Source organism: Enterococcus sp. LJL51 (assembly GCF_054871795.1).
Genome location: NZ_JBTXLW010000008.1, coordinates 1 through 25,594, shown reverse-complemented (window position 1 = coordinate 25,594; position 25,594 = coordinate 1). Strand labels below are relative to the sequence as shown.

30 protein-coding genes are annotated in these 25,594 nt (G+C 37.5%); 10 read left to right on the top strand and 20 right to left on the bottom strand.

The window, feature by feature from the left end; genetic code table 11:
- Window positions 1-59: 59 nt before the first annotated feature.
- From smpB to ACYSNQ_RS09525, 11 genes are all read right to left on the bottom strand, one after another.
- Window positions 60-524: an SsrA-binding protein SmpB gene (gene smpB, locus ACYSNQ_RS09575; protein ID WP_426082819.1), complete on the bottom strand. Its 465-nt coding sequence runs from the start codon at window positions 522-524 to the stop codon at window positions 60-62.
- A 17-nt stretch (window positions 525-541) separates the two neighbouring features.
- Window positions 542-2,932 (bottom strand): ribonuclease R, encoded by a 2,391-nt coding sequence (rnr, locus tag ACYSNQ_RS09570; protein WP_426082818.1) that lies wholly within the window; start codon window positions 2,930-2,932, stop codon window positions 542-544.
- Entirely contained in the window at window positions 2,929-3,696 is a 768-nt protein-coding gene (locus ACYSNQ_RS09565) for an alpha/beta hydrolase (RefSeq protein ID WP_426082816.1), read from the bottom strand. Before ACYSNQ_RS09565 ends, rnr begins: the two co-directional genes overlap by 4 nt.
- A 333-nt stretch (window positions 3,697-4,029) precedes the next feature.
- Window positions 4,030-4,266: a preprotein translocase subunit SecG gene (gene secG / locus ACYSNQ_RS09560; protein ID WP_426082814.1), complete on the bottom strand. Its 237-nt coding sequence runs from the start codon at window positions 4,264-4,266 to the stop codon at window positions 4,030-4,032.
- A 335-nt stretch (window positions 4,267-4,601) separates the two neighbouring features.
- Window positions 4,602-4,877: a GNAT family N-acetyltransferase gene (locus tag ACYSNQ_RS09555; protein ID WP_426082812.1), complete on the bottom strand. Its 276-nt coding sequence runs from the start codon at window positions 4,875-4,877 to the stop codon at window positions 4,602-4,604.
- A gap of 3 nt (window positions 4,878-4,880) precedes the next feature.
- A complete protein-coding gene (locus ACYSNQ_RS09550; RefSeq protein WP_426082810.1) occupies window positions 4,881-5,153 on the bottom strand; it encodes a (4Fe-4S)-binding protein in 273 nt (90 codons plus the stop codon).
- A 441-nt stretch (window positions 5,154-5,594) separates the two neighbouring features.
- Window positions 5,595-6,422 carry an ammonia-dependent NAD(+) synthetase gene (nadE, locus tag ACYSNQ_RS09545; protein ID WP_426082808.1) on the bottom strand — a complete coding sequence of 276 codons (828 nt, stop codon included), beginning with the start codon at window positions 6,420-6,422 and terminating at the stop codon, window positions 5,595-5,597.
- A 127-nt stretch (window positions 6,423-6,549) separates the two neighbouring features.
- The gene (locus ACYSNQ_RS09540) at window positions 6,550-8,028 is read right to left on the bottom strand and encodes a nicotinate phosphoribosyltransferase (protein ID WP_426082806.1); all 1,479 of its coding nucleotides are present in this window, start codon (window positions 8,026-8,028) and stop codon (window positions 6,550-6,552) included.
- 44 nt (window positions 8,029-8,072) lie between these two features.
- Complete coding sequence (locus ACYSNQ_RS09535; protein WP_426082804.1) at window positions 8,073-8,483, bottom strand: GtrA family protein; 411 nt, start codon at window positions 8,481-8,483, stop codon at window positions 8,073-8,075.
- Between the two features lie 107 nt (window positions 8,484-8,590).
- Complete coding sequence (locus tag ACYSNQ_RS09530; protein WP_426082802.1) at window positions 8,591-9,217, bottom strand: response regulator; 627 nt, start codon at window positions 9,215-9,217, stop codon at window positions 8,591-8,593.
- Entirely contained in the window at window positions 9,214-10,323 is a 1,110-nt protein-coding gene (locus ACYSNQ_RS09525) for a sensor histidine kinase (protein ID WP_426082800.1), read from the bottom strand. The genes ACYSNQ_RS09530 and ACYSNQ_RS09525 overlap by 4 nt, the downstream gene beginning before the upstream one ends.
- A 144-nt stretch (window positions 10,324-10,467) precedes the next feature.
- On the opposite strand from ACYSNQ_RS09525, the gene ACYSNQ_RS09520 reads away from it, so the two are divergent.
- The 3 genes from ACYSNQ_RS09520 to ACYSNQ_RS09510 are packed head-to-tail and all read left to right on the top strand — an operon-like array spanning window position 10,468 to window position 13,743.
- Entirely contained in the window at window positions 10,468-11,403 is a 936-nt protein-coding gene (locus ACYSNQ_RS09520) for an ABC transporter ATP-binding protein (protein WP_426082798.1), read from the top strand.
- A 14-nt stretch (window positions 11,404-11,417) separates the two neighbouring features.
- The gene (locus tag ACYSNQ_RS09515) at window positions 11,418-12,566 is read left to right on the top strand and encodes an ABC transporter permease (protein ID WP_426082795.1); all 1,149 of its coding nucleotides are present in this window, start codon (window positions 11,418-11,420) and stop codon (window positions 12,564-12,566) included.
- The gene (locus ACYSNQ_RS09510) at window positions 12,553-13,743 is read left to right on the top strand and encodes an ABC transporter permease (RefSeq protein WP_426082794.1); all 1,191 of its coding nucleotides are present in this window, start codon (window positions 12,553-12,555) and stop codon (window positions 13,741-13,743) included. The genes ACYSNQ_RS09515 and ACYSNQ_RS09510 overlap by 14 nt, the downstream gene beginning before the upstream one ends.
- Window positions 13,744-14,120: 377 nt before the next feature.
- On the opposite strand, the gene ACYSNQ_RS09505 is transcribed toward ACYSNQ_RS09510, so the two are convergent.
- The gene (locus tag ACYSNQ_RS09505; protein WP_426082792.1) at window positions 14,121-14,474 is read right to left on the bottom strand and encodes a DUF1827 family protein; all 354 of its coding nucleotides are present in this window, start codon (window positions 14,472-14,474) and stop codon (window positions 14,121-14,123) included.
- A gap of 246 nt (window positions 14,475-14,720) precedes the next feature.
- Between ACYSNQ_RS09505 and ACYSNQ_RS09500 the strand changes: the two genes are divergently transcribed.
- Entirely contained in the window at window positions 14,721-15,479 is a 759-nt protein-coding gene (locus tag ACYSNQ_RS09500; protein WP_426082790.1) for a MerR family transcriptional regulator, read from the top strand.
- 34 nt (window positions 15,480-15,513) lie between these two features.
- Complete coding sequence (locus tag ACYSNQ_RS09495; protein ID WP_426082788.1) at window positions 15,514-16,020, top strand: ClbS/DfsB family four-helix bundle protein; 507 nt, start codon at window positions 15,514-15,516, stop codon at window positions 16,018-16,020.
- Window positions 16,021-16,083: 63 nt separating this feature from the next.
- On the opposite strand, the gene ACYSNQ_RS09490 is transcribed toward ACYSNQ_RS09495, so the two are convergent.
- Window positions 16,084-16,962, bottom strand: coding sequence for an HAD-IIB family hydrolase (locus ACYSNQ_RS09490; protein WP_426082787.1), 879 nt, complete (start codon window positions 16,960-16,962; stop codon window positions 16,084-16,086).
- 268 nt (window positions 16,963-17,230) lie between these two features.
- Between ACYSNQ_RS09490 and ACYSNQ_RS09485 the strand changes: the two genes are divergently transcribed.
- Window positions 17,231-17,989: a TraX family protein gene (locus tag ACYSNQ_RS09485; RefSeq protein WP_426082785.1), complete on the top strand. Its 759-nt coding sequence runs from the start codon at window positions 17,231-17,233 to the stop codon at window positions 17,987-17,989.
- A gap of 132 nt (window positions 17,990-18,121) precedes the next feature.
- On the opposite strand, the gene ACYSNQ_RS09480 is transcribed toward ACYSNQ_RS09485, so the two are convergent.
- On the bottom strand, window positions 18,122-18,943 hold the full coding sequence (locus ACYSNQ_RS09480) for a VanW family protein (RefSeq protein ID WP_426082783.1): 822 nt from the start codon (window positions 18,941-18,943) through the stop codon (window positions 18,122-18,124).
- Window positions 18,944-19,165: 222 nt separating this feature from the next.
- Window positions 19,166-19,708, bottom strand: coding sequence for a DUF1697 domain-containing protein (locus ACYSNQ_RS09475; RefSeq protein WP_426082781.1), 543 nt, complete (start codon window positions 19,706-19,708; stop codon window positions 19,166-19,168).
- A gap of 213 nt (window positions 19,709-19,921) precedes the next feature.
- Here ACYSNQ_RS09475 and ACYSNQ_RS09470 point away from each other — a divergent pair, with 213 nt between their 5' ends.
- Entirely contained in the window at window positions 19,922-20,116 is a 195-nt protein-coding gene (locus tag ACYSNQ_RS09470; RefSeq protein ID WP_426082779.1) for a helix-hairpin-helix domain-containing protein, read from the top strand.
- Between the two features lie 103 nt (window positions 20,117-20,219).
- Here the strand turns inward: ACYSNQ_RS09470 and ACYSNQ_RS09465 are convergent, their stop codons facing one another.
- Window positions 20,220-20,684 (bottom strand): GNAT family N-acetyltransferase, encoded by a 465-nt coding sequence (locus tag ACYSNQ_RS09465; RefSeq protein ID WP_426082778.1) that lies wholly within the window; start codon window positions 20,682-20,684, stop codon window positions 20,220-20,222.
- Window positions 20,685-20,794: 110 nt separating this feature from the next.
- Entirely contained in the window at window positions 20,795-21,316 is a 522-nt protein-coding gene (locus ACYSNQ_RS09460) for a serine O-acetyltransferase (protein ID WP_426082777.1), read from the bottom strand.
- 333 nt (window positions 21,317-21,649) lie between these two features.
- On the opposite strand from ACYSNQ_RS09460, the gene ACYSNQ_RS09455 reads away from it, so the two are divergent.
- Entirely contained in the window at window positions 21,650-21,901 is a 252-nt protein-coding gene (locus ACYSNQ_RS09455; RefSeq protein WP_426082775.1) for a hypothetical protein, read from the top strand.
- A 229-nt stretch (window positions 21,902-22,130) separates the two neighbouring features.
- Here ACYSNQ_RS09455 and groL read toward each other — a convergent pair whose 3' ends face one another.
- Together groL and groES are read right to left on the bottom strand one after the other, a co-directional pair.
- On the bottom strand, window positions 22,131-23,759 hold the full coding sequence (gene groL / locus ACYSNQ_RS09450; RefSeq protein WP_426082774.1) for a chaperonin GroEL: 1,629 nt from the start codon (window positions 23,757-23,759) through the stop codon (window positions 22,131-22,133).
- A 114-nt stretch (window positions 23,760-23,873) separates the two neighbouring features.
- Window positions 23,874-24,158 (bottom strand): co-chaperone GroES, encoded by a 285-nt coding sequence (gene groES / locus ACYSNQ_RS09445; RefSeq protein WP_426082772.1) that lies wholly within the window; start codon window positions 24,156-24,158, stop codon window positions 23,874-23,876.
- 236 nt (window positions 24,159-24,394) lie between these two features.
- On the opposite strand from groES, the gene ACYSNQ_RS09440 reads away from it, so the two are divergent.
- Window positions 24,395-24,571, top strand: a complete 177-nt coding sequence (locus tag ACYSNQ_RS09440; protein ID WP_426082770.1) for a hypothetical protein — start codon at window positions 24,395-24,397, stop codon at window positions 24,569-24,571.
- A 62-nt stretch (window positions 24,572-24,633) separates the two neighbouring features.
- Complete coding sequence (locus ACYSNQ_RS09435) at window positions 24,634-25,290, top strand: CPBP family intramembrane glutamic endopeptidase (RefSeq protein WP_426082768.1); 657 nt, start codon at window positions 24,634-24,636, stop codon at window positions 25,288-25,290.
- A 122-nt stretch (window positions 25,291-25,412) separates the two neighbouring features.
- Here the strand turns inward: ACYSNQ_RS09435 and ACYSNQ_RS09430 are convergent.
- The coding region (locus ACYSNQ_RS09430; RefSeq protein WP_426082766.1) for a hypothetical protein at window positions 25,413-25,594 on the bottom strand (182 nt) is incomplete at its 5' end.

Sequence of the window (25,594 nt, the reverse complement as noted above, 5' to 3'; positions counted from 1 at the left end):
AAAATAATTGCTACTTGGCTAATTAACAACAAAATTTACAGCTCGTTCTCTTCAGTTGGTTAACGAGACAGATTTTTTAATGTCCGGTTGATTTGACGGTCGACTTCTTTTCGTTTCAAGTCTTCCCGCTTATCATATTGTTTCTTACCTTTAGCAAGTCCAATCAAAACTTTGGCAAACCCATCCTTAATATAGACCTTCAACGGAACAAGCGTTACTCCCGTATTCTTCGTCTCACCGACCAGCTTTTTGATTTGTCTTTTGTGCATCAACAGTTTTCTTGTACGCAGCGGATCATGATTAAAAATATTTCCCTGCTCATAAGGACTGATATGAACATTGTACAAAAATATTTCTCCATTGCGAATTCGGGCAAAACCGTCCTTCAAATTGATTCTAGCATTGCGGATTGCTTTGATTTCAGTCCCCTGAAGTACAATCCCTGCTTCGATCGTATCAATAATCGTATAATCATGCCTTGCCTTTTTATTTTGGGCAATTAATTGTCCTTCCCCTTTTGGCATCACAAACTCCTCCGATTTTATTTTTTCTTTTTATGTTTATTTTTTGTCTTTTTCTTTTTAGCAACTTCCTTATAAAAAGGTTTTTTACCACCTTTTTTCTTAGCTTGCTTTTCCTTATTAGCAGGCTTTGAAGAATTAGACTCTTTCTTTTGTTTATTATTCAGCTTTTGCCGGCCGCTGTCTTTTCTTCTTCGGCTTTTACGGTTGCCGCCTTTCGAACCTTTAATCTCCAAACGTTCAATTTCTTCTGAATCAATTAACTCAAAATCAATTTCTCTCGTTTCAGGGTCGGATTTTTCTACTCGGATACGGACTTTCTGACCGATTTTAAGGGTTAAGCCTGTCCGTTCTCCAACCAGCGCTAAATGATTTTCGATGAAATGAAAATAATCCTGCTTCAAATTGTTAATGTGTACTAAGCCTTCAATTGTATTTGCTAGTTCAACAAAAATACCGAACTTAGTCACTGAGCTGATAACTCCATCATACTCCTCGCCAATCTTATCCGCCATGAATTCGGCTTTCTTCATACTATCAACTTCACGCTCTGCTTCCACTGCCCGTCGTTCCATTTTTGAGCTGTGGTCTGCGATATCCGGTAGCTGTTCACTCCATCTTCCTTGATTTGCTTCAGACAAATCCTCACTGTAGCTTCGTATCAAACGATGTACAATTAAATCGGGATAGCGCCGAATTGGGGAAGTGAAATGAGTATAGTATTCTGCCGCTAAACCATAATGCCCAAAATTGTCTTCAGAATAGCGTGCCTGCTGCATACTTCTAAGCAACATGGTATTAATTACGATTTCTTCTGGTTTACCTTCTATTTGTTCAAGTACCCGCTGGAGATCCTTTGGTGTAATGTCTGCTTTGGTTCCTTTTACCAAAATACCTAGCATGGCAGCAAAATCAAAGAACCGCTGCATTTTTTCTTCTTTAGGCTGTTCATGGATTCGATAAACAAACGGCAGCTTCTTTTCTGTGTAATGACGGGCTACAGTTTCATTAGCAGCCAGCATAAAGGATTCAATTAGACGTTCTCCCAAACCACGTTGGCGTAAAATAATATCCTGCGGCTGTCCATCTTCGTTGACCAGCACCTTCGCTTCATGGTCTTCAAATGAAATAGCCCCCCGACGTTCTCTCATCTTTTCTAAAATACTATGCAGTTCGGCCATCTCATTAAACATCGGTACTAACGGCTCATAGCGGAGGATGGTTTCTTCATTCTGTTCTTCAAGAATCTCATTAACCGCTGTATAGGTCATTCGCTCCGCCGTCTGAATCACACTCGGAAAAATCTCATGAGAAACAACGAGTCCATCAGAAGATATTTCCATCTGACAGCTTAATGTCAGCCGAGGTACCTTGGGGTTCAGTGAACAGATACCGTTGGATAAGCGCTGCGGCAGCATCGGAATTACCCGGTCTGTCAAATATACGCTGGTTCCCCGCTCATAGGCTTCACTATCCATTGGACTGCCTTCAGTTACATAGTGAGAAACATCCGCAATATGAACCCCTAAAAAATAGTTCCCATTTTTTAGTTTTTGAACAGTAACTGCATCATCCAAATCCTTTGCATCTTCCCCGTCAATTGTCACGATTACCTGATCCCGTAAATCCCTGCGGCCGGTTAAATCCTGTTCGTTTATTGTATCCGGAACCTGATCAGCCTGGGTGATAACATCATCAGAAAATGAAGTCGGTATGCCATGTGCAACAATAATTGACATAATATCCATTCCCGGGTCGTTCTTATGACCAACTACCTTTTTGACAATTCCTTCCAAGCTTTTTGCGTATTCTTTTTCAGGATAGTGCGTTACTTCTGCAATTACAATACTTCCAGCTACTGGACGAATGCCTTCAGCAGCTATGTATACAGTTAATCCAGATATTTTTTTATCCTTCGGTAGAACATAGCCGTACAAATCACTTTCCGCTGTTTCTTCTTCGCTATAAGCAAAAAATTCACCAACAATTTGACTAACTGCCCGTTCTTTAATTTCCAGGACTGCTCCTTCTGCTCCACGTTCTGAAAATGGGTCAGCCGGCTGAATAATATCAATTAGCACTGTGTCACCATCCATCGCATAGTTGGTATGCTCTTTAGCAATATAAATATCCGGTTCCTCTGGATCGATTGTCACAAAGCCAAATCCCCGCTCGTTCCCTCGAAATACACCTTCTACAGAAATCCCTTTTTCAACCAGCTTAATTTTTCCTTTTTTAGTAAATTCAATCAAATTTTCCCGTTCTAAAGCTGCTGCTGTTTGAATCAAGAACTTAAAATCAGCACTTTTCTGCAGCTGCAATCCTTCAGCCAGTTCCTCCATTGAAAAGCTCTTTTTCTTTTGATCCTTCAAATAAGCAAGAATCGTTTCCTTAATTGTTTGTTTTGTCATTCTTTCTCCTCATCCCAAGATAGGGTCTCTAAATAGTTTGCCACATCCTGTTCTAGTTCTTTATGTTCCGGTCCTACAGTCAAAACATGTCCGCTGTTTGGATACCAGTTAAATGTAATTTTTGTGTCAGTCAAAGCCGCTGCCGTTTGAAATGCACCTTTTGGATCAATCATTTCGTCTTGACCAGCTTGAGCAATAAAAACTGGCGTATCTATTTTATCTAATGCTTTTGCTGTTTTTTCAGCATAATTTTCTATCTGCCGTAGCTGTTCAACGGACCGAGACCGTATATCAGTCATTCTTTTTTCGACGGCTTCTTCTGATTCTCCAGATAGCTTTATCACGTTTTCGGCATAGAGAATAAAGTTTTCTGGTACACGCGTCTTAACAGGAAATATAGGGGAACAAAAACAACCGCCGCCGATGACAGCTTCCTCTTCCTGCGTTAAAAGGTTGACCGCAAATAAGCCGCCCATCGATAAGCCCAACACTGCTATCTGACCATACCCTTGATCTTTCAAAAAAGCAACTGCCTGAAGAGCATCCTGCTGCCATTTTTCTACAGATTGATCCAGTATGTCTTCCGGATTTAAAGTTCCATGACCTGAAAACATCGGACTGTATACGGTATAATTTTTATTTTCTAAATAACGGCACAACATCCGAACATCATTGCTGCTGCCGGAATAGGCATGAAATAAAAGAACTGCTTTTGCTCCTTTTTTAATAAAAAGAGGTTTAGGCAGATTTATTTTTTTCTCCATTTGTTTCACCTCAATCTCATTTTATCATATTCTTATCAGAAAGCCTCTTAGAAGCAAAGCGGTTATTTATATAAATTGTAAAAACACAATTTTGCTGACTATAAAAGACCTATACCTACCACTTCATCAAAAGCAGAGAAACTGTAGGTAGCAGTTCGTTTATTCAACAGAATTTGTATATTTGGGCATCAAAAAAAGTCTGAACGAATACTCATGATGAATACGTCCAGACTTAAAAAATCAACTAGCATAATTTACCGATAGTACACAGGTAAAACAAAACCAATAGCTTTTGCTTATATCCTATTATACAAATCAACTATTTCTTTCTGATTACTTAGATGAAAGAAACGATAATACAAATAGTAAAATCATCCATGTAGCACCAATAACAGTTGTTGCACGCTGCATCACAGCTTCAAAGCCACGAGCTTTCTGCTTACCAAAAAGCTTATCCGCTCCGCCGGTAAAAGCACTTGCTGCACTATTTTGTTTGCTTGGCTGCATCAAAATTGAGATTACCATAATCACTGAAAGAACAATGACAACAGTCAAAATAAAATTATACATCTATTCATACTCCTTATTCACAAATTACATCTATTACACTTTAGCATATTTTGAAAATAATTACTAGCTGTAAATTTCTTTTTATCTTTGAAATCAATTCGATTTTTCAACTTTTTTTCACCCTTCTTTTCTAAAATAAGAAGTTGTGCTTTAAGTATACTACTTATCACTCGCGGTATTAAGTTTACGAAACTTCGGGAGAGATATGAAGAAAGGCCAGAGGATAAAAGAAAAAACAAGTCTGATTTCAATAGTTGCATCAAAATCAAGCTTGCTTTCTTTTTTTAGAAGGATTATTACCCCAAAGACTAATTTTAGTTCATTTTCTATAATTTTTATTTTCTTAATACATCTCCGTACTCAGGCTTTGTATCAAATTCTTTTTTAGCAAACGGGCATAGAGGAATAATCTTTTTCCCTTCCCGCCGAGCTTTTTCTACGCCATTCAGTACCAATTTTTCTGCCAAATGCTGTCCTCTATATTCTGGTTCAACAAAGGTATGATCAATAATCATCATTTCAGCTCCAGCGTCAGACCAGGTCATCTCTCCAATTTCCTGATTTTCATCATTATAAAGAGCAAAACGTCCGCTTTCTTCTTTAATTTCCATGATTTATTTTCCGTCCTTTCTGATATACTTTAAGGCACCGCTTGGGCAGGTATTAATTACTTGAATATCATTTTCAACCGAGCCGTTATCGGCAATAATCCAAGGACGTCTACCTACTTCAAACACTTCGGGATTCCCCCGTACACAGTTTCCTATATGAGCACAAATATCTTTACTATAATAAATATCAATGCCTTCGCCCATATATTTTCTGTAGCCGTTTGCTAGGAGCATTTCTTCCGTCACAGGTTTTCCATCAATTTTACTACCGTCCATCTGCTATACCTCCTGATTTGACTGTCGAAGTTCAAGTCTCTAGACAATTCTCCTAAAGTATTTCTACCAAACATACAGCTTGATTTTATCAGTCCTGCTACATCGAGAAAAAAGAAGAAACACTTCGACATCTATACTCCGATTCTAACAATTTATTTTAAATAACACAAATAATTGTTCCGGGAAACTATTAGATTCTCATACTAGCTTTTATTCTATCTTAGAGCTGTTTCTACAACAACTGCAAAGCTTAAAGTTCATCAGTTAAACCATTTCGCTTAAGCAACTATTTGAATTTTTTCTCTAAAATCCGAATAAACGGCGTTCCAAAAGTAGCTCTCTCGGAAATAAGCCGAACTATCTCAAAAATATGAAAAGCTATTTTCGGATAATTCGTCTTATTTCTCGGAGCTAAACACTTTTGTCTCGACCTCTTTCACTCTATTTCCAAAAATCATCAAATACGGTAATCGGCAAATGACGTTTATGCTGTGTTTTTAGATACCAGCCCTCTATTTTTTCAACTGCCTGTTCAGATATTTCTTTTCCTTCCAGATAGTCATCTATCGCATCATAGCTGACCCCTAATGCAGCTTCATCAGCAATCAGCGGTTTATCATCCTCCAAATCAGCAGTAGGAACTTTCAAATAAAGGGTCTCGTCTGCTCCCAATGCTTGAAGCAGTTGTTTGCCTTGACGTTTATTTAAGCGGTATAGAGGTAGTATATCGGCACCTCCATCTCCAAATTTGGTAAAGAAGCCTGTGATGCTTTCTGCTGCATGGTCCGTTCCAATCACCGCACCCTGACGTTCTCCTGCAACTGCATACTGAACAATCATTCGCTGCCGAGCCTTCATGTTGCCTTTATTGAAGTCACTGATTTTTTCTCCTGATGCTTCAAGTGCTGCCACACAAGCGTCAACCGCAGGACGAACATCCACTCTTAACGAAACATCCGGCTGAATAAAGGTTAATGCTTTCTGTGCATCGGCTTCATCTACTTGTGTACCATAAGGCAAACGAACCGCGACAAATTGATAGCGTTCATCCTTAGTCTCACTGCGCATCTCTTCCATAGTCAGTTGAGCCAGTCGTCCTGCCAAGCTTGAATCCTGGCCGCCGCTGATGCCCAAAACCAGTGTTTTTAAAAAGGGATGCTTATAAAGATAAGCCTTCATGAAATCAATGCTTCTACGAATTTCTTCCTGCGGGTCAATTCTTGATTTAACACCTAATTCTTTAATAATTTCCTGCTGCAGTGCCTTCATAAAAAATCCCTCCATCATATACTAAATGTAGACAATTTTGCGGTGAACTCCAATTTTTTCAACGATTTTTAGAAATCTCTATCGTTTCTATGAATCCGTTTAATTCCATTTCTCTAACATCACTTGATTACAAACTACTGCCGTCATTAAACTTGCTGACATCTTTTCTGACTTTTTCTAAAAGACGCATTTTATGATTCCAACACTCTGTTGATAAATCAACCGGATATTTTTGCGGATTTAAATCACGCTTATATTCTTCCCATAAAGAATCAAGATTTTCTTTGGCGTAATTTTTGATTTCCTCAAGGGTTGGAAGCTCATAGACCCGTTTACCCTCCACAAAAATTTCTTGTAGGACAGGACGAGCATCAAAATTACGAACCGTTTTATTGATGAAGGTATGAACAGGATGGAACATGAAGATTTCTTCTTCTTTCCTCGGATCTTCCTCCCAAAGTGTCACATAGTCACCTTCTGATTTCTTGTCGGATTTTCTAGTAATCCGCCAAACCTGTTTCTTCCCAGGAGTTGTAACCTTTTCTGCATTACTGGACAGTTTAATTGTATCTTGCATAACGCCGTTTTCATCTTCAATTGAAACTAGTTTAAATACTGCGCCTAATGCCGGCTGATTATAGGCTGTAATCAGTTTTGTACCAACACCCCAAACATCAATTTTGGCTTTCTGCATTTTTAAGCTGAGAATTGTATTTTCATCCAAATCATTGGAAGCATAGACTTTTGCATCAGTATACCCTGCTTCATCCAGCTGTTCTCTAACCTTTTTAGATATATACGCCATATCGCCGCTGTCGATTCTAACACCGAGAAAATTGATTTTATCTCCCATCTCATTTGCTACGCGAATCGCATTCGGTACTCCCGATTTCAATGTATCATACGTATCAACCAGGAATACACAGTCTTTATGCGTCTGCGCGTAAGCCTTAAATGCAGCATAATCATTGCCATAAGACTGAACCAATGAATGCGCATGAGTGCCGCTAACTGGAATACCAAAAATCTTTCCGGCGCGAACGTTGCTTGTCGCTCCTGCTCCGCCAATATAAGCTGCTCTAGTACCCCAAATGGCTGCATCCAGCTCTTGCGCCCGACGTGTACCGAACTCCATCAGCGGATCATCGCCAATCACTGATTTAATTTTGGCTGCTTTAGTAGCAATCAATGTTTGAAAATTCACCATATTTAAAAGTGCCGTTTCGACTAACTGGCATTGTGCCAACGGTCCTTCAATCTGAATTAGCGGCTCGTTATTAAAAACAATTTCCCCTTCAAGAGCAGAACGAACAGTACAGCTGAATTTAAATGTCTTAAGATAGTCCAAAAACGCTTCCGGATAGTGTTCTACATCTCTTAGATAAGTAATATCAGTTTCAGAGAAAGTCAGATTCTCCAAATAATTAACCAGCCTTTCCAAACCAGCAAAAATCGCATAGCCATTACTGAAAGGCATATCTCTGAAATAACATTCAAACACAGCATGCAAATCTGCTCTACCTAGCTCCCAGTAGGTTTTCATCATATTAATTTGATAAAGATCCGTGTGAAGTGTCAAACTGTCGTCTTGATAAATTTTTTCCATTGTGCAACCTCGATCCTTTTGTTTTTATCTCCGCAGACTTTCTGCTACGAAGACTTTTTCTTGAAGATAAAAAATTTGCTGAAAAAATAATTTAAAACTACAACGATTACTTGTGTCACCAGCTTTGCGAATAAATCCGGCGCCTTCAATACCTCCACCAGCAGAATCATAACTGCCATGTCAATAGCAAATGACAGGATTCGGTACCAGTAGAAAAGCAGCATTTCCTTCCAAAAAGACTTCTGTCCTTCTCCTTTGCTCTGAAAAACAAAATACTTATTTGTGTAAAAAGCAAACAAGACAGACAAAAACCAGCTGATGCCGTTACTCACTCTATAGTCCAGCGATAAAACATCTGTACAGATGAAGTATACGCCAATATTTACTAAAGTCGTTGCCACGCCAAAAAACAGATAGGCAATGACTTCTTTATATTTCAGAAAGAGTTCTTTCAATTTTCATCTTTCCTTTCATTTCTCTATTTTATCAAAAAAACAGCAGAAAACCCAACGATTTTGAATGAACTACTGTCAAATCTACTTATTTCCCTATTTTTTATACTTCATTTTAGGTGTTTATAATAAAAAATTGCCAATTGCGTCCGATCTCTCAGCTCCAGCTTCTCCAACAGTGAACTGATGTAGTTCCGCACAGTACCCTCGCTAAGAAACAGTTCCTGAGCAATTTCTTTATTGTTCATGCCTTCAGCAATCAATGCTACTGTCGTCAATTCCCTCTCTGTCAGTTCAAACGGACATACTTTTTCACTTTTCTCAGTTTGAAGCAGATTTGGCAGCTTTCCAATGATTGTGTGACCAAAAACCGACTGACCATTATTCACTGCTTTTATTGAAGGAACAATGGCTTCCATGTCTTGTTTCAGCAAATAGCCTTTCACGCCAATTTTCAATGCTTCAACTATATATTCATCATCCGAAAAAGTTGTCAAAAGTAAAATTTTTGCCTCCGGAGTCTCTGATAAAATCGCCTTTGCTGCATCCAGTCCTGTACTCTCGCCCATCCGAATATCTGTCAGTAAAATATCCGGACTAAATTCTTGGTACAGCTGAACTGCTTCCGACGACGAATGACCGATGCCGACCACCTCAATCTCCTGACCTACCTCGATAATTGTTTTCAACGAAGTTGTTACTAAGTAATCATCATCTACCACTACCAATCGTATCATATGTTCTCTCCTTTGTTTTTGGGAAATACAGCAATCAAACTAAAGCCTTCATTGGTCTGATGATGATTCAAACGACCGCCAAGCTTCGCCAGCCGTTCCTCCATACTGATTAATCCAATGCCTCGATCTAAGCTTTTCCCTCTTGTCACTTTAGAACCATTATCTGAAATCATTAGTTTGTAAAAACCAGGATGCTGTTTAAATACTATTGTTACTTTATCTGCATTACTATGCTTCATTACGTTAGAAAGTGCTTCCTTAACAATCATAATACATGCAAGCTTGCATTCCTTATCCAAGTATTCTGGAAATTCTCCAGTCAGTTCAACCTTACAGAACTGAAAATTATTGATGATTTTCTGCATGGCTATAGATAAACTTAATGATTCATCATGAAGGTTATGGACACTTGACCGAATATTATCCATACCTTCGGCTATTGTTTCTTTTAACTGCTCCAAGGGCTTTTCTAAGCTTTCTGATTGATTGATGGTCTGGACCGCACCAAGCTGCAGCAGACTGCTGGATAGCAAATGCCCCACATTATCATGAATATCTCTGGCAATACGATTTCTTTCATTAGATACTTCTAAAGAAATCACAGCCTCCTGCCGTTCCTGCTGTTTCTCATTCTGCTGCTGTAAGGTATATTGATGTGCAAATAGTTCGTCCTCAATTGAGCGGCTGTGCTCTTTCAGACGCTCAGTTCCCACATAACGATAAGCTAGATAAAATGCCAAGCTGCATAATAGGATGACATAAAACTTTATCGGCAGTTCATACTGCTCATTATATAGTAGAAACACAAATAGCAGACCACTGTTGATTATGAGAACTGAATGATTTTCATCAAAGCCTCCATCATAGAAAAAAAAAGGAACAAAAAAAACATATTCTTTCCACCAGTATGAAACCAGCAGCATAACTAGAACAAAAAGTATCGATAATTTGGGCTCCTGAACCACCCAGATGAATATACTGAAAAGCATCGTCAGCAAAATAAAGATAATCCACTCCGTTTGATATGCCTCATTGAATAGAAGCAGTGCACTAAGCAAAAGAAGAAGACTCTTTTCCATAAAGTTATTTATTGTAAATCTTTCCATAATTTTCTCCTGTCTCTTTAACCTGATAGTCAGTCTTCACAAGATTGTGACAAATGTCACATCAACTTATGAAGATAGTCACTAACTAATCAATAATCATTCCTGTATAGTTACATTATAAATTGAAAAAGGGAGAATGAGAACATGATTATTGAAATTAACGATTTAATTAAACGATACGGAAAACTGGTAGCATTGAATCACTTTAACCTTCAGGTAAAGGAAGGAGAAATCCTAGGCTTGCTGGGTCCCAACGGAAGCGGTAAATCAACGGCAATCAACTGCATGCTTTCCCTGCTCACCTATGATAAGGGTGAGATAAAAATATTCGGAAAAGAAATGGCACCGGATCAATACGACATCAAAAAAAGAATTGGCGTTGTTCCTCAAGAGGTTGCAGTATTCGAAGAACTTACTGTAGCTGAAAATATTGATTATTACTGCGGCTTATATATTACGAATAAACAGGAACGGAAAAAAAATGTAGAGGATGTTATTCAACTAGTCGGCTTGGAAGATTTTACGAAATTCTTTCCCAAAAAACTAAGCGGCGGCTTAAAACGCCGGTTGAATATTGCCTGCGGAATTGCTCATAAGCCTGAATTGATTTTCCTGGATGAACCTACAGTTGCCGTGGATCCGCAAAGCCGGAATAAGATTCTGGACAGTATCAAAGAATTGAATCGCCAAGGTGCAACTATTATTTACACAACACATTATATGGAGGAAGTAGAACAGCTTTGCGACAATATCGTCATTATTGAAAAAGGACAGGTGATTGCCCAGGGAACAAAAGAACAGCTGAAAGCTATGATTCATATGAACGAAAAAATTATCATTGAAATTCCTGATTTCCCGGAAGCAGTCCAGCAAAGAATCTTGAATCTGCCTAAAGTAACCGACATAAAATACAATGACATGTTCGCAACCATTAATACGGAAGAAATCAAAGCTGTTTTAACGAATATCCTTGCCATCCTTGATGAGGAACAAGTTGCTTTTGGGAACTTCCACACGCAGCAACCAACCTTGAATGATGTCTTTTTGGAAATAACCGGCCGTGAGCTGCGGGATAAATAGAAGGAGGAAAAGCGATGTTTTGGCATTTATATATTTATCGATTAAAAGTAGTTTTAAAAAATAAACCTTTGATGTTTTGGACCTTCGGTTTTCCCATCTGTATGGGTATCTTCTTTACAGCGGCCTTCAGCAATCTTGATGCCAATGTGAACTTTGAGAAAGTACCAGTTGGGATTGTTCAGAAAACAGTTAACGATGAGCATCAGAGTGAGCTATTTCTTCAAACACTGAAAGAAATTGAAAACGATGGAACAAAAATGTTTAAGCCGGTTAACCTCTCTGAGGAAAAGGCTGAGAAACAAATGAATAAAGGGGATATCTATGGCTATTATATTCTGACAGATAAGGACATCACTCTGACATTAAATCAGAAAGGCATTCGACAAAGCTTGCTAAGTGTTTTCCTTGACCAATTTAATCAGGCGAAGAAAACTTTATCGGATATTCAGCAGGAAAATCCCGCTCTTTTAGCGACTAGCTTAGCTAACGATATCGGTAAGCAGCAAAATTACATTGAGTTGTCTAAAAAGTCCACTGGCAACAATAGTACTAAAAGCTTTTTCTTCTTTACACTAGTAGGAATGAGCTGCATGTTCGGCTTTTTCTGGGGAATAGAAAATACTAATGATGAACAAGCCAATCAATCAGCTAACGGGATTCGTTTAAGTATGGCTCCTCAAAATAAAATGATTATTGTGCTGGCTAATCTAGCAGCGGCATTCACAGTCTTCATTATTGAACTGTATTTGATTCTTGCTATCTATCATTTTGGCTTTGCCGTAGATTTCGGCACCCGCTGGCAATTAATACTTTTAACCTGTACACTAGCGGCTGTTACGGCAATATCAATGGGGATGTTTTTGGGGAATGTTATCAAACTGCCGCTGGAGCAAAAAACATCGCTGGGTGTTTCTTTCCAGATTATCTGCAGCTTTTTAGCTGGAATGATGGTTCCCGATGTTAAATACCTTATTAGTCGATATGTTCCTTTACTAGGGCGTATTAACCCCGTGAATTTGGTCAGCGAAGGACTCTACAAGCTTTACTACTATGAAAATATCGACAGCTTCTACATCAATCTGATTTGTTTGGGGATTATTACCGTGATTTTTGTTTTACTAAGCTTCATCTATGAAAGGAGAGCACAATATGTCAGTGTTTAAAACATTTTATTATATATTAAGGGAAAATAAAGTCTCCATTCTCTTAGGCTTTATCATTAGTATCGGCATCTCCTTCATGTATGCCGGCAATCTAAAAACTACTGATTCCGCCTTTGAAGCAACTGAATCTAAAATTGCTATTTTCAATAATGATGATTCACAAGAATCTAAAGATTTGATTGCTTACCTAAAAGCTACCATGGAGGTTGTTAATTTCAAAGGAACTCAAGAAGAAATCGACGATGCCCTCTACTTTGAAGAACTAAACTATGTCCTGACTATCCCTAAAGACTTTGGACTCTCTCTTCAAGCAGATGAAACAGCAGACAATATGCTGGAAGTTCAGGTTAAACCAGGCAGCTTCAATCAAATGTATGTAGACAATATCATTAATCATTATCTGTCTACTTATCGCTTTTATTCAACTGCTTTTCCAGAAAAGGATACTGTTGAAATCAATCGATTAACGAAAGAAAATATAGCAGAAAAAGGAACGATTGAATTTGATAAGAGCTATGACCGGCTGGAAAAAAATAAAGCAACTGGTGGTGTATTCAGTGTGCTAGCTTACGGCTTGTTTATGACTGTCTTTAGCGGGATTTCGATTGTTAATCTTGCCTTCAACAGAGATGAAATTCGCCGCCGCAACAGCTGTTCACCACTCTCGCTAAAGAAGCTTTCCCGTCAGCTTTTAACAAGCAGTCTGTTGTTTGCAGTCATCTGCTGGGCATTATTCATCGCCTATGCAATGGTTTATACAGGTGTTGGCTTCACAGCCTATACTACTTATTTTATTACCAACTCGCTAGTCTTTTTACTGGCAATCATTGCATTTAGTATTTTTATCACTGGATTGATAAAAAGCTCTGAGCTTGTAGGTGCAGTAAATAACATCTTTATTCTAGGCAGCTCTTTTATTGGCGGAGTGTTCGTTCCATCCGAAATACTACCTGACATTGTCAATAAAGTTGCCTCATTTACACCAACCTATTGGTTTGTCCGCACTAATGAACTTATCGGAAGCAGTACTTCCCTTGATAGCAGTTTCTTGAAGGAATTTCAATTTAACATTTTTGTTTTAGCCGTCTTTGCTTCAGTCTTTTTCCTTCTAGCAATGATGACGAAAAAGGAACGCGGTGGATTGAAATTCTCCTTTTCAAAAAAAGCAGCTGCTTAATTAGAAAGGCTTGACGAAATCATTTAGCCCTAAAAAAAGGCGAGTCAGTTTCATGATGCTGTTCATCATGAAACTGACTCGCCTTTTTATTGAAACGGGCTTTCTTGTGAAGCTAGACAATATTTAAATCTCTCCTCCGCTACCTTTTTTATATTACTGAATTTACAACCATAAAATTTTATAATCTTTTCAATAACTAAAAAAGGGTTGGCGCACAGCAAAACATCTAAACCCTTCTTGCTCTAAAAATCAAATAAATGAGGCTCCGCTCATTATGTTAGCCTGCCGCTATCTACCCCATATTCCTGTATATTCAGATATCACTGGTAATGATAGAAAAAGCAAGCAGTAGTTTTTTAGTGCCTTTCCAATCACTCTTACTCTTCTATTTTCTTTTGAACGACAATAATATCTTTTCTCGGTTCTGAAAAAAGAATCCCCTTTTTCTTCATCTCATTTTGAATTCCAAGATGAACAGTTACTTCTTCCCGGGTACTTTGAAGCAGACGCTTGATGACAAAATCAATTTCCCGTTTATTTATCTTCTTCTTTGGGTTAACCATAACCACATTGATTTTATCAAATACATCTGCATAAATAATCTGCGTATAATCTAAAGAATACAATTTAAAATGCTTTACTGCTTTCTTTCCAAACAGATATCCTGTGATATTCGGATACAGACTGTTCAGATCCAAATTACTGTTAATCGGCGTCTCAACTAGTTTCATCACACACATCTCCCTTACTTATAAATCCTATCAAAAATTTATTTACTTTCCTACACTTTAGCTAAAAGTTATTATTCGTGTATAGATTCTTTGAAGGATATATAGAAATAATTTTTCTTTACCTTTAAGTTTACTCCTTTTCTTATAAAAATGACAAGTTTTCCTATTTTTCGTCTTTTCTTACAATAAAGACTTGACCTTCACGTAGCGTAAAGGTTTATGATAAGAGTGTCAGGAGGGATAACAATGGAATACACGATAAAAAAGCTGGCACAGCTATCTGGCGTCAGTACACGTACACTACGATATTATGATGAAATCAAGCTATTAAAACCTGCGCGGGTTAATTCATCGGGTTATCGAATCTACGGTCGTCAGGAAGTCGACCGGCTGCAGCAGATACTTTTTTACCGTTCGCTGAACATGAAGCTGGAGGATATTAGAAAAAGCTTAGATCAGACAGATTTTAACTTCGAAGCCGCTTTAGAACAGCATTACCATGAGCTCGTCAAGAAAAGAGAACAGATTGACTTGCTGCTTCTGACAGTAGAAAAAACACTGCGTTATCATAAAGGAGAGATTCATATGCAGGATACAGAAAAATTCAACGCATTTAAACAACAAAAATTAGCTGAAAATGAACAGCTATACGGTCAAGAAATCAGAGAAAAATATGGCGAAAAAAAAGTTGAAGCTTCCAATAAAAAATGGGAAAATATGAGTGAGAGCACTTTCAAAGAAATGACTCAAATTGAAGAAAACATGCTGAATGCGTTAAAAGAACTGCAGCAGACTCAGGACTTGGAATCTGATACTGCCAAAACTATTTATGACAGTCATAAAAAATGGCTAAGCTTCAGCTGGCCAAATTATTCACCAGAAGCCCATAAAGGCTTGGCAGATATGTACCTGACAGATGAACGTTTTGCCGCTTACTACGACGAAAAAGGCGGTAAGAACACAACAGAACTACTATGTCAGGTAATTAAGAAATACGCAAAATAACACTTGAATCATCAAACAGAAAGGGGTATCCATCATGGCAAGACCAACAACAAAGGACAGTTTACTTACACAAAGCAAAGAAGAGTATCAGAAGCTGCGCATCGTAGTTGACACAATGACTCCTGAACAGCAGGAACAATCTTTTAGCTTTGAAGACCGGGACAAGAACATCCGAGATGTTCTGATTCATCTTCACGAATGGCACAACATGATGGAACGCTGGTATACTGAAGGAATGGATGGTGAAAAACCTGCTATTCCAGCTCCTGGATATACATTTAAAACAACTCCTGAGCTAAATCAGAAGATTTGGGAAGCCTATCAGCAAACGCCTCTTTCTGAAGCAAAAGCGCTACTTGATAAGAGCTCGGATAGAATGCTGGAAATCATAGAGCATCATACCAATGAAGAGCTCTTTACTAAAAAATATTATAAATGGACAAACACCACGTCATTAGGTGCATATCTAATCTCCTCTACAAGCAGCCATTATGACTGGGCAATCAAGAAAATCCGCAAGCATAAAAAGACATTAGCCTAAAAAAGAGAAAGCACTCTGGTAATAAAGATTCCAGGTGCTTTCTCTTTTTTTAGATTTTTACGCTCAATAGCCCCACTTGCTTGCCTTATCAGAAGGTATTAGGTGCTGAAAAATAAATTGTCCCACACCGCCTTCTGAGCAGTCAGCAGCAATTACCTGAGCCTGCTTTTTAACAAGCTCCTTTGCATTCGCCACAGCAACTGGCACATCAACTACTTCAAGCATCGCTAAATCATTTTCGCCATCGCCAATACCATAACTGACCGCATCAGGAAAATTGGTCATAAAATGCTGGATCGCGTGCCCTTTACTGCTTATCGGATTGACGATTTCCAGACATTGAACATAAGAAGAAAAGACATAGGTCTCATCATCATTCAGCGTGTCACGCAGGTAATCCATCTCCCCGTCGCTCGCTTCCATTATTTCGATTTTCAAAGCCTTTAGTTCAGGGTGCTGCGTCAAATGCTCTATGGGATTTTCCACAAATTCACATTGTGTCGCAAAGAAATTTTCTTTAAAATCCATAATCTTATCGCCAACTTCGCCCATCGGCTTCAATTTTTCTCTCAATGCTTTAAAGTGTTCTAAATATTGTTCATAGGGTTTCATAATAATCCCTTTATCTGTATGAATAAAATAGAAAACATCCCGCTTTTCAAGTAAAGCAGCAGATTTTCGACAATTCTCAAGAGAGAGCCATGCCCGATAGACCGGTTGCTCACCCTTCAAACGATAACCAGCACCATTACTAAAAATCACATCACAGTCATTTGTTATCTTTTCCAATATCTCCTGCAGCTGTTCATAGCCTCGTCCGCTTATAAAGACGAAGTAATCTCCCTGCTCCTGCAGCGCATCAATACTATCAAAATTTATTTTAGGTACATCTCCGCCAATATCTTGAAAAGTACCATCGATATCACAAAATACAATCTTCATTTTTTCCCCCGCTTTCCAGTAGAGCGGCATTCGAATTTTTCAGAAATGATTATGGCAATCAAGAACGAAAATTCGCTGTTTCGCTAGCTATTCCTGAAGAAAAACTAGCTTCACTTATCTTTTAACAATAGTCTATATAACCATTCGCCGCTTACTTTTTCAAATACACTCCAAAATAGTATAACATAATCCTTAGTCCGAAATTTCAAATTCTTTAGAATAATTATGGTAGAATAAAAGAAGCATTTTTAGCTAAAGGAGTTTATTTATGGAAAACAAAGGGTACTTTTCAGGCAGTACGTTAAAGTGGATTGCTATTCTAACGATGTTGATGGACCATACTGCAAAGCTTTTATACCTTTCACCTGCGCTCATTCAACAGCTTCCCAGTGAGCAGCAGAGTTTTTTCACCTTTATAAATCAGCTTTTTGACATCTTTCTATTTTTAGGAAGACTCTCGTTTCCTTTGTTTTGCTTTTTGTTAGTAGAAGGTTTTGTACATACCTCTAATGTGAAAAAATATTTTTCCCGTTTACTACTATTTGCTATTTTATCAGAAGTTCCTTATGATATGGCCTTTCGCCAATCCTATTTTACACTGGAAAAACAAAACGTTTTTTTTACATTGCTTATCGGCTTAGTCGTCTTGATTGGCTTGAAAAAATTTGAAGAACGAACACCTTTAAATGTATTCATTTCCGCTGGTGTTCTGTTTAGCGGAATTTTTGCTGCTGAGTTTCTCCGAACAGATTACGGCGGATGGATTGGTGTGCTTTTAATTGCTTCATTGTATATATTACGCAATTATCCACTGATTAAATGTTTGGCAGGCAGTGCTGTTATCCTGCAAAACAGCTATTCAGGGCTGTTATCTTTCATTTTCATTTATTTCTATAACGGTCAAAGGGGACGGCAATGGAAGTATCTTTTTTATGTATTTTATCCTGTACATCTGTTACTGTTGCTCCTAATCCAGCAGCAGCTGCTAATTCCCTACATTCGTTCATTATTTCCCGTAATTCCTTGATGAGCGGCTCCCAAAATAAAAAATAAGACCCTGGTGGTCTTATTTTTTAACTCCTTATTACAACAGCCATAGTCATTTCAACTAGCTCAATTATTGGGTGATTAGAAGAAAAAATTACTATAGTCTAATCTGCTATTCTTCTACTATTGTTAGATGAGTGGTATCATACAGGACCTTCGCACGGTTCTTCTTTATCAGTTCCCTTTTCACCTGATTCCCGGTTCTTCTATCAATTACAGTTCGGATGATTTCTCCATTCCTGTAAACAACCCCTTGTGATTTGCTAAAATACTCATTTTCGCCTTTAATATGATAACTGTAGGCTTGTTCATTTTCCGCATATAATTCACCGTTAAGATATATATCATCTGTGTAGACGATTAATTGATATATTTGATTAGTCGTATTTCTAAACCGATAGTCAAAATAGTTATAAACAATAGATGTCCCGGTTCCAAAAGGTATCACACGGCCATAATCTGGAAATAAATCAATGTTGTCATGATGATGATGCTCAACAATTTCAAAGGGCGTATGGAGAATAATCCAGTGAATCAGATTAGTAAATTGACACATTCCCCCGCCAATGCCGCTCACAGTGGTATTTTTTCCAATCATTAGTCCTTCTAAATAACCTTCTTTTTCTGTACACATCCCAACTAGATGCCAAAAAGAAAAAGTCTCACCTGGCTTTATTAGAATACCAGAGACCTTTTGCGTGGAAATTGCCAGATTCACTGCCTTGTTATTTTGAAGCTCTAAATCAACATTGCCAAGCTTTCTTCGAATCAAAGAGCGATGCCTATACACGCATACAGGTAATTTTTCCTCTCTTTTTTCAGAAGAAAAGCGTTCTTTTTTCCAGTAGTCTTGAACATGCCGTTTGACTATATTTTTATAGACTGAAATTTTATAGGTCAGAGGTGAAATTTCACAAAACAGCTTTCTTTCCATTTTCCACTCCTCCATGTTCTTTATATCCTTCCAATCAATTATTACATAACATTACTTTTGTGTCAAACACATTACAAAAATATTTCTAAAAACTTTAATTACTTATTTTTTTGTATTTCATTTGATAGCAACCATGATAGAACAAGACAGAGTATTTATATTCTTGCAACTAATTAAAACTAGAATAAAAAAAAGACAGCAGCCGCTGTCTCATAATAACTCTCACTTACTAGTTAATTGAAGTAGTTTATTTACTGTATTGGCGTTTCTAATTGTGACGCTATTATTTACAGACGAGCTGGCAATTTTGGACCAGCGTGCTTTGTTAAAGGTTTTTCGTGGAGCTGACCAGAAGATAACATTGCCATGATGACTAATTTGTTCATACTCCGGTTTTACCTCTCCAACCTCAGCAAACACTTCTTCCACAGTAACTGGAGAAATAACGAAAATCGCATAATGAATTGATTCTTTTTCTATATTCCACCATTCTGGCGCATTACTTAGCGTTGTCGCTAAATCCTTTGCCGATACTACGGTAACAGGAATATTTAGTGCGAATTCATCCACTATTGCAGCCTCACATTTTCTTATCAGCTCACTTTTATCTTGAATATCACTAGAAAAAACAATGTTCCCGCTGTTGATGTAGGTTACCATATCTAAAAAACCGATTTTTTCAAAGGCTGCTTTCAATAACGGCATGGATATCTTATTCTTACCACCTACATTTATTCCACGTAAAAGCGCAATATATCTCTCCATAAATTTTGCCTCTCTTTCTGCTTAAAATAGTATGCCGTCTATCATTTCATCATTTATAGGATAAAGCTACTTAATGGTTATAATTTTAGGCTAGTGGATAATTGAAGTCAATGACTTACTGTTCAGTACTCCTTTTTTAAGCTGGTAAACTTTACCGTCGTGATTAATCTCTTAAATATGTTATATTAGCTATAGAAAATGGAGGTGTTTCCAGTGACTTATCAGGAATTCTTAGAAAAATTATCAAAACCAGCCCGGCGAGCTTTACTTCACAAAAAAATTGATTCATTCCCAAAGCTGGCAGCTCTAACTAAAAAAGAACTGTTAAGCTTCCATGGCATAGGTCCGGCATCCTTGCCGATTGTTAATCAAGCCCTTCACTCAGTCAATATGTCCCTTAAACAATAAACTTTCTGTAGAATAAAAAAGAAACTATTATCAAGCAAACCAACCAAAGAGATTGGAATGAGTTCATAATAGTTCCTTATTTGTATTGGCGTAAATTATTTGACTATACTTCTTGAGTGCTTGCACTTAATAAAACAGAGGCTGCTAAAGCATTGAAGCCATTCTTCAAATAGAATCCTTCTGCAGGATATCCTCGTTCTGTATCTAGAATAATATCAGGTATATTTTCTTCCGCAAGGGACTGCTTTATTTTAGTCATAAAACAGCTCCCTATGCCTTTTCTTTGAAGCTCATTGGAAATGTAAAATGCATCCATATGATATTCCAATCCTTGATACCAAGGTCTCACAAAGCCTAAAGCTACTCCTGTCAATTTGCCGGTTGCTTCATTTCGTAAAATAAAGCCTTTAAAAGTATTCATCCCCTGTAAGCTTTTAATATAATCCGCAATCTGCTGAAACGTAAGCTGATCGTTCCAAGGTTCAGCTGAAAAAACTTCGATATACAGTTCAATCGCTTCTTTTATGTCCGCCGAATCAATACTCCTATACAGCCATTCTTTTTCCATAGTAACTCTTTCCCCCTTTTCTTGATAGTATATCAGCTGTTACGTGTTGAGGAAACCCGTTGCTGAACTGTCTCTGGAGCTAATGACCGTATCCAAACTTCTGAAGTTTCTTAATTGTTCTTTTCAAAAGCTGAGATTAGCCGATGTTTTTCCTCAATGATTATTTCTGGATCAATCATATCCCGATTGAACAGCAAATCATAATTAGGATCTTTGGGCTTATGCTGATTAACACCAAATGCAACACTGTCTGCAGGAATATTTTTTGTAATAATCGCTCCAGCTCCTATAGCTGAATTTTCACCAATTACTACTGGTCCCAGAATCTTGGCACCGTCTGCTATAATTACATTTTTAGCAATGATTGGGTTTCCCACGTTCTCCCACTTCTTTACAGCTTTACTGTATTTCATATTCGAACCAATTGTAACATTTTGATAAATGACCACATTTTCACAGATTTTTGCTGCGACAATTGTACAGCCTCGTGCATGGTGTGCAAAGGGCACACTCTCATCTATCTCAGTACAGTTAATTTCACAGCCGTACAACCTTTCCAGTAATTCCGCTGCTTCTTTAGCAAGTTTTTTATTTACTGAAAAGCAATTCATATTTATTAGTTGTTCAAACATTTGAACTTCCCCCTTCTTAAATATTCTTCATGAAAAGTACAAGTTCATATTGTTTCTTTGTCAAAAATAAAAAAACTTACTTAAAACTACAGGAGAAATTCTTCAAGAGAAATTGTTCTTTGCGAGTAGTGATTTTTGGGTCCCGCTCTACTAATCTATACATCATTATTGCTAATTTTATTCGTTGAAAAATTTATTTCTATATCATATATCCGTATGTGAAAGTAAAAAAGTCGTTTTGCAAGCTTCCTACGTCATTCAGCCTTTCTGATTTTTGTTGCTGTTCTGCTTTTATCCTTGTAGAATATAATCAAAAAAAGAGAGATACTTATTATGAATCTAAGTGATTTACCGCTTGCCCTAGATATAGCCTTTGCAGGTGTTACAATTTCTGGAATTTTATTATTGATTGGATATTTTCTAAAATTATCCAATGGAAAATTCTGGTCTTTCCCTTTTTGTTTGCTGTTTAATGATGCTGATGAACGAGCTATAGGAAACAAGATGAGAAGATTTATATTTTCATATGTCCCTGTATTTTTTGTCATTTTTTTGATTTTATTTCTATTTTTAATGCTGCGATAAATCTGTGTCGTCCTTCTATCCAAATTGAATTACTTTACTTTTCCTATGAGGAATACTTTGTATTTGGAGAAGACTCGTTGTTAAAATATGGGATTCATTTATGATTATTAAACAAACTAAACAACCTATATTTTTTTAGAAAAGTTTTGCCCTTTTTAGCCCTATAAGCAGTAAAAAACAATAGAAAATAAAAAAAGAACCTTGAAAAATCAAGGTTCTTAGAGGTTACTTACATCATGCCGCCCATACCCATTGATGGATCCATTGGGGGAACAGCTGCGCCAGCTGGTTCTGGTTTATCTGCAACTACTGCTTCTGTTGTCAGCAACAATGCTGCTACAGAGGCTGCATTCTGCAAGGCTGAACGAGTTACTTTTGTTGGGTCAACAATTCCTGCATCAAGCATGTTTACCCACTCACCATTGGCTGCATTAAAACCAATACCTAAATCAACATTTTTCAGTTTATCAACGATGACTGAACCTTCATAACCGGCATTTTCAGCAATTTGGCGAATTGGTTCTTCTAATGCACGAACCACGATTTTCACACCTGTTGCTACATCGCCTTCTGCGTCTACTTCTGTTACTTTACCAATAACATTTACCAACGCTGTACCACCGCCGGAAACCATTCCTTCTTCAACAGCCGCACGAGTTGCGTTTAAGGCATCTTCGATACGCAGCTTCAATTCTTTAAGTTCTGTTTCTGTAGCCGCACCGACTTTAACTACCGCAACACCGCCAGCTAATTTTGCCAGACGTTCCTGTAGTTTTTCACGGTCGAAGTCAGAAGTTGTATCAACAATTTGATTTTTGATTAGTTGAACACGAGCATCAATCGCTTCTTTGCCGCCGGCTCCCTCAACGATTGTTGTATTGTCTTTATCAACAACTACTTTACTTGCATTACCAAGGTTTTCAATAGTTGTATCTTTTAACTCTAAACCAAGATCTTCAGTAATCACTGTTCCACCTGTTAAAACAGCAATATCTTCAAGCATTGCTTTGCGGCGGTCACCGAAGCCTGGCGCTTTCACTGCAACCACATTGAAGGTTCCGCGGATTTTATTTAATACTAGTGTAGGTAACGCTTCACCATCTACATCATCAGCAATAATCAGCAGCGGACGAGATTGTTGTAGAATTTGCTCTAATAAAGGCAGAATATCTTGGATATTTGAAATTTTCTTGTCAGTAATCAAAATATACGGATTTTCTAAAACAGCTTCCATTTTATCATTGTCTGTCACCATGTATTGAGACAGATAGCCGCGGTCAAACTGCATGCCTTCTACAACATCCAGCTCTGTTTCGATTCCTTTCGACTCTTCAATAGTGATAACACCATCATTACCGACTTTTTCCATTGCATCTGCAATCAGCTGACCAACTTTTTCTGAACCAGAAGAAACAGCTGCTACTTGTGCAATTGCTTCTTTTGAGTCTACAACAGCAGAAATATTATGCAGTTCTTCAACCGCTGTTTTTGTAGCCAATTCAATTCCCCGGCGGATGCCTAAAGGATTTGCTCCAGCAGTGACGTTTTTCAGCCCTTCACGAACAATTGCCTGTGTTAAAACAGTCGCAGTTGTTGTACCATCTCCTGCAATATCATTAGTTTTAGAGGCAACCTCAGAAACTAATTTAGCACCCATATTTTCAAAATGATCTTCTAATTCAATCTCTTTTGCGATTGTTACACCATCATTGGTGATTAGCGGTGAACCATAAGATTTTTCTAAAACGACATTACGACCTTTTGGACCTAATGTTACTTTTACTGTATCAGCTAAAATATCCACACCACGAAGCATTGCTGCGCGGGCATCTTCTGCAAATTTAATTTCTTTTGCCATGTTATTTCCCACCTTATTTATTTTATTGTTCATTCTGTTTTATTAGGATTTACCTGAGAATTCTAATACTTAATAGCTCAGATTTACCTTAATACTATAAAAATTATTAGAGGTTTATTCTACAACTGCGATGATATCTTTTCCTGAAACAATTAAATATTCTGTTCCTTCATATTTAACTTCTGTTCCGGAATACTTTTCAAACATAACTGTATCGCCTTCTTTTACTTCCGCAGGAACTTTTGTACCGTTATCTAATACACGGCCTTCTCCCACCGCGATAACTTTACCAGTCTGTGGCTTTTCTTTTGCAGCTGAAGCTAAAACAATACCTCCTACTGTTTTTTCCTCTTCCTGTGCGACTTCAAGAATGATGCGATCGCCTAATGGTTTTAACACAATAAATCCCTCCATGATAAATTTTTTGATTTTTAGCACTCTTGCAAAGAGAGTGCTAACTCACACTATTTATAATACTCATTTCTGATTTGCTTTGCAAGTCTTTTGTATGAAAAATAAGATTTTTATCTTACTTTGGATTATCTCCCAAATCCATTGACCATTTCATTCCAGTATTTAGCGCACTTCATGCTAAAATAGAATTAGTGGAAAATAAAAAAAGGAGGAAAGCGAATATGAAACAGCGCATTGCTCAGACTATTATTCTTACATTTGTTTATCTTTTCATCGCAAATGCCGGAAATCTTTTTTTTGGTGTAGATAAGCAATTCGACTGGACAACTACCTTGTGGGAAGCCTTGTTTTTTTCAATTTTTATTTTCCTTTTATTAGGATTCCGCCACAAAAAATAGATAGGTTTTCAGTTTTCTATAGGATAGTTTGAACTACTCACTTGAAAAGAAAAGAGGATTTTATGGCTGCTAAAAAAACAAGTATGACAATGATTTTGATTTACCTGGCTGTCTTTGTCTCACCATTGCTCTTTGCATCAGCTTCGCAGGATGTCGTGGTCTTAGCCTCCACACTAGCCTATATTTTAGGTGCAGGTTTAATGATTGGCTTATATCTAAAAGATAAAGAAAAAACAATGGTGGAAAAAAAGGGGCGGCTTCACTCTCCAGTATTCGTTCTGCTTCTCGGAGTTAGCGGCATCTTTCTGGCTCTCTTTCTTCAGGGAATTGTTGTTAGCCTTCAAACGACCATTACAAATACAGCTCCTAATTCAGAAAATACTAAAAATATTATCTCAATTATTTTGAACAACAGCTTATTTGTTTTTGCGACAATTATTGGGGGACCAATTATGGAAGAATTTGTTTTCCGACGTTCATTAATTGATCTCTTCTATTATGAAAAGACTGGTTTTTGGTTGGGAGCAATTCTCAGCTCAGCACTTTTTTCCATTATTCATTTTGACGGAAACTTTTTTGTTTATTTCGTTCTGGGGCTTTTCTTTGCCATTCTCTATAAAGTGACTGGGAAAATCTGGACCTCCATCATTGCCCACTGTGGTATGAATACACTTGTCGTAGTTATACAGCTGATTCTTTATTCCAGCGGACACTCATAGAATAAACTTCACAAATTATAGATGCATATACTTCAAAGAACAATTTTATAGCATTGCTAAACAGCATTAGCTGTTCTTCAAAATAAAAGAGGGACTTGAATCAGATTTTATAGGATAAATTTTTAATTTAAAAAGAGATAAAGGAACGTCAGATTGCGTTCCTTTATCTCTTTTTTAGGCTCTATACTTTTTGATGTTGGTGGAATTCCACCAATATCTTTTTTATTTTCCAAAACAATAGAAAAGACACCTTGAAATCCTTTAGAATTAATTTGGCGAACCAATCCAAAAGGAGGAATCAAGA

Coding starts and splice junctions, on each gene's coding strand:
- smpB (WP_426082819.1), bottom strand. CDS start 524: ATGCCAAAAGGGGAAGGACAATTAATTGCCCAAAATAAAAAGGCAAGG.
- rnr (WP_426082818.1), bottom strand. CDS start 2,932: ATGACAAAACAAACAATTAAGGAAACGATTCTTGCTTATTTGAAGGAT.
- ACYSNQ_RS09565 (WP_426082816.1), bottom strand. CDS start 3,696: ATGGAGAAAAAAATAAATCTGCCTAAACCTCTTTTTATTAAAAAAGGA.
- secG (WP_426082814.1), bottom strand. CDS start 4,266: ATGTATAATTTTATTTTGACTGTTGTCATTGTTCTTTCAGTGATTATG.
- ACYSNQ_RS09555 (WP_426082812.1), bottom strand. CDS start 4,877: ATGGAAATTAAAGAAGAAAGCGGACGTTTTGCTCTTTATAATGATGAA.
- ACYSNQ_RS09550 (WP_426082810.1), bottom strand. CDS start 5,153: ATGGACGGTAGTAAAATTGATGGAAAACCTGTGACGGAAGAAATGCTC.
- nadE (WP_426082808.1), bottom strand. CDS start 6,422: ATGAAGGCACTGCAGCAGGAAATTATTAAAGAATTAGGTGTTAAATCA.
- ACYSNQ_RS09540 (WP_426082806.1), bottom strand. CDS start 8,028: ATGGAAAAAATTTATCAAGACGACAGTTTGACACTTCACACGGATCTT.
- ACYSNQ_RS09530 (WP_426082802.1), bottom strand. CDS start 9,217: ATGATACGATTGGTAGTGGTAGATGATGATTACTTAGTAACAACTTCG.
- ACYSNQ_RS09525 (WP_426082800.1), bottom strand. CDS start 10,323: ATGGAAAGATTTACAATAAATAACTTTATGGAAAAGAGTCTTCTTCTT.
- ACYSNQ_RS09520 (WP_426082798.1), top strand. CDS start 10,468: ATGATTATTGAAATTAACGATTTAATTAAACGATACGGAAAACTGGTA.
- ACYSNQ_RS09515 (WP_426082795.1), top strand. CDS start 11,418: ATGTTTTGGCATTTATATATTTATCGATTAAAAGTAGTTTTAAAAAAT.
- ACYSNQ_RS09510 (WP_426082794.1), top strand. CDS start 12,553: ATGTCAGTGTTTAAAACATTTTATTATATATTAAGGGAAAATAAAGTC.
- ACYSNQ_RS09505 (WP_426082792.1), bottom strand. CDS start 14,474: ATGAAACTAGTTGAGACGCCGATTAACAGTAATTTGGATCTGAACAGT.
- ACYSNQ_RS09500 (WP_426082790.1), top strand. CDS start 14,721: ATGGAATACACGATAAAAAAGCTGGCACAGCTATCTGGCGTCAGTACA.
- ACYSNQ_RS09495 (WP_426082788.1), top strand. CDS start 15,514: ATGGCAAGACCAACAACAAAGGACAGTTTACTTACACAAAGCAAAGAA.
- ACYSNQ_RS09490 (WP_426082787.1), bottom strand. CDS start 16,962: ATGAAGATTGTATTTTGTGATATCGATGGTACTTTTCAAGATATTGGC.
- ACYSNQ_RS09485 (WP_426082785.1), top strand. CDS start 17,231: ATGGAAAACAAAGGGTACTTTTCAGGCAGTACGTTAAAGTGGATTGCT.
- ACYSNQ_RS09480 (WP_426082783.1), bottom strand. CDS start 18,943: ATGGAAAGAAAGCTGTTTTGTGAAATTTCACCTCTGACCTATAAAATT.
- ACYSNQ_RS09475 (WP_426082781.1), bottom strand. CDS start 19,708: ATGGAGAGATATATTGCGCTTTTACGTGGAATAAATGTAGGTGGTAAG.
- ACYSNQ_RS09465 (WP_426082778.1), bottom strand. CDS start 20,684: ATGGAAAAAGAATGGCTGTATAGGAGTATTGATTCGGCGGACATAAAA.
- ACYSNQ_RS09460 (WP_426082777.1), bottom strand. CDS start 21,316: ATGTTTGAACAACTAATAAATATGAATTGCTTTTCAGTAAATAAAAAA.
- ACYSNQ_RS09455 (WP_426082775.1), top strand. CDS start 21,650: ATGAATCTAAGTGATTTACCGCTTGCCCTAGATATAGCCTTTGCAGGT.
- groL (WP_426082774.1), bottom strand. CDS start 23,759: ATGGCAAAAGAAATTAAATTTGCAGAAGATGCCCGCGCAGCAATGCTT.
- ACYSNQ_RS09440 (WP_426082770.1), top strand. CDS start 24,395: ATGAAACAGCGCATTGCTCAGACTATTATTCTTACATTTGTTTATCTT.
- ACYSNQ_RS09435 (WP_426082768.1), top strand. CDS start 24,634: ATGGCTGCTAAAAAAACAAGTATGACAATGATTTTGATTTACCTGGCT.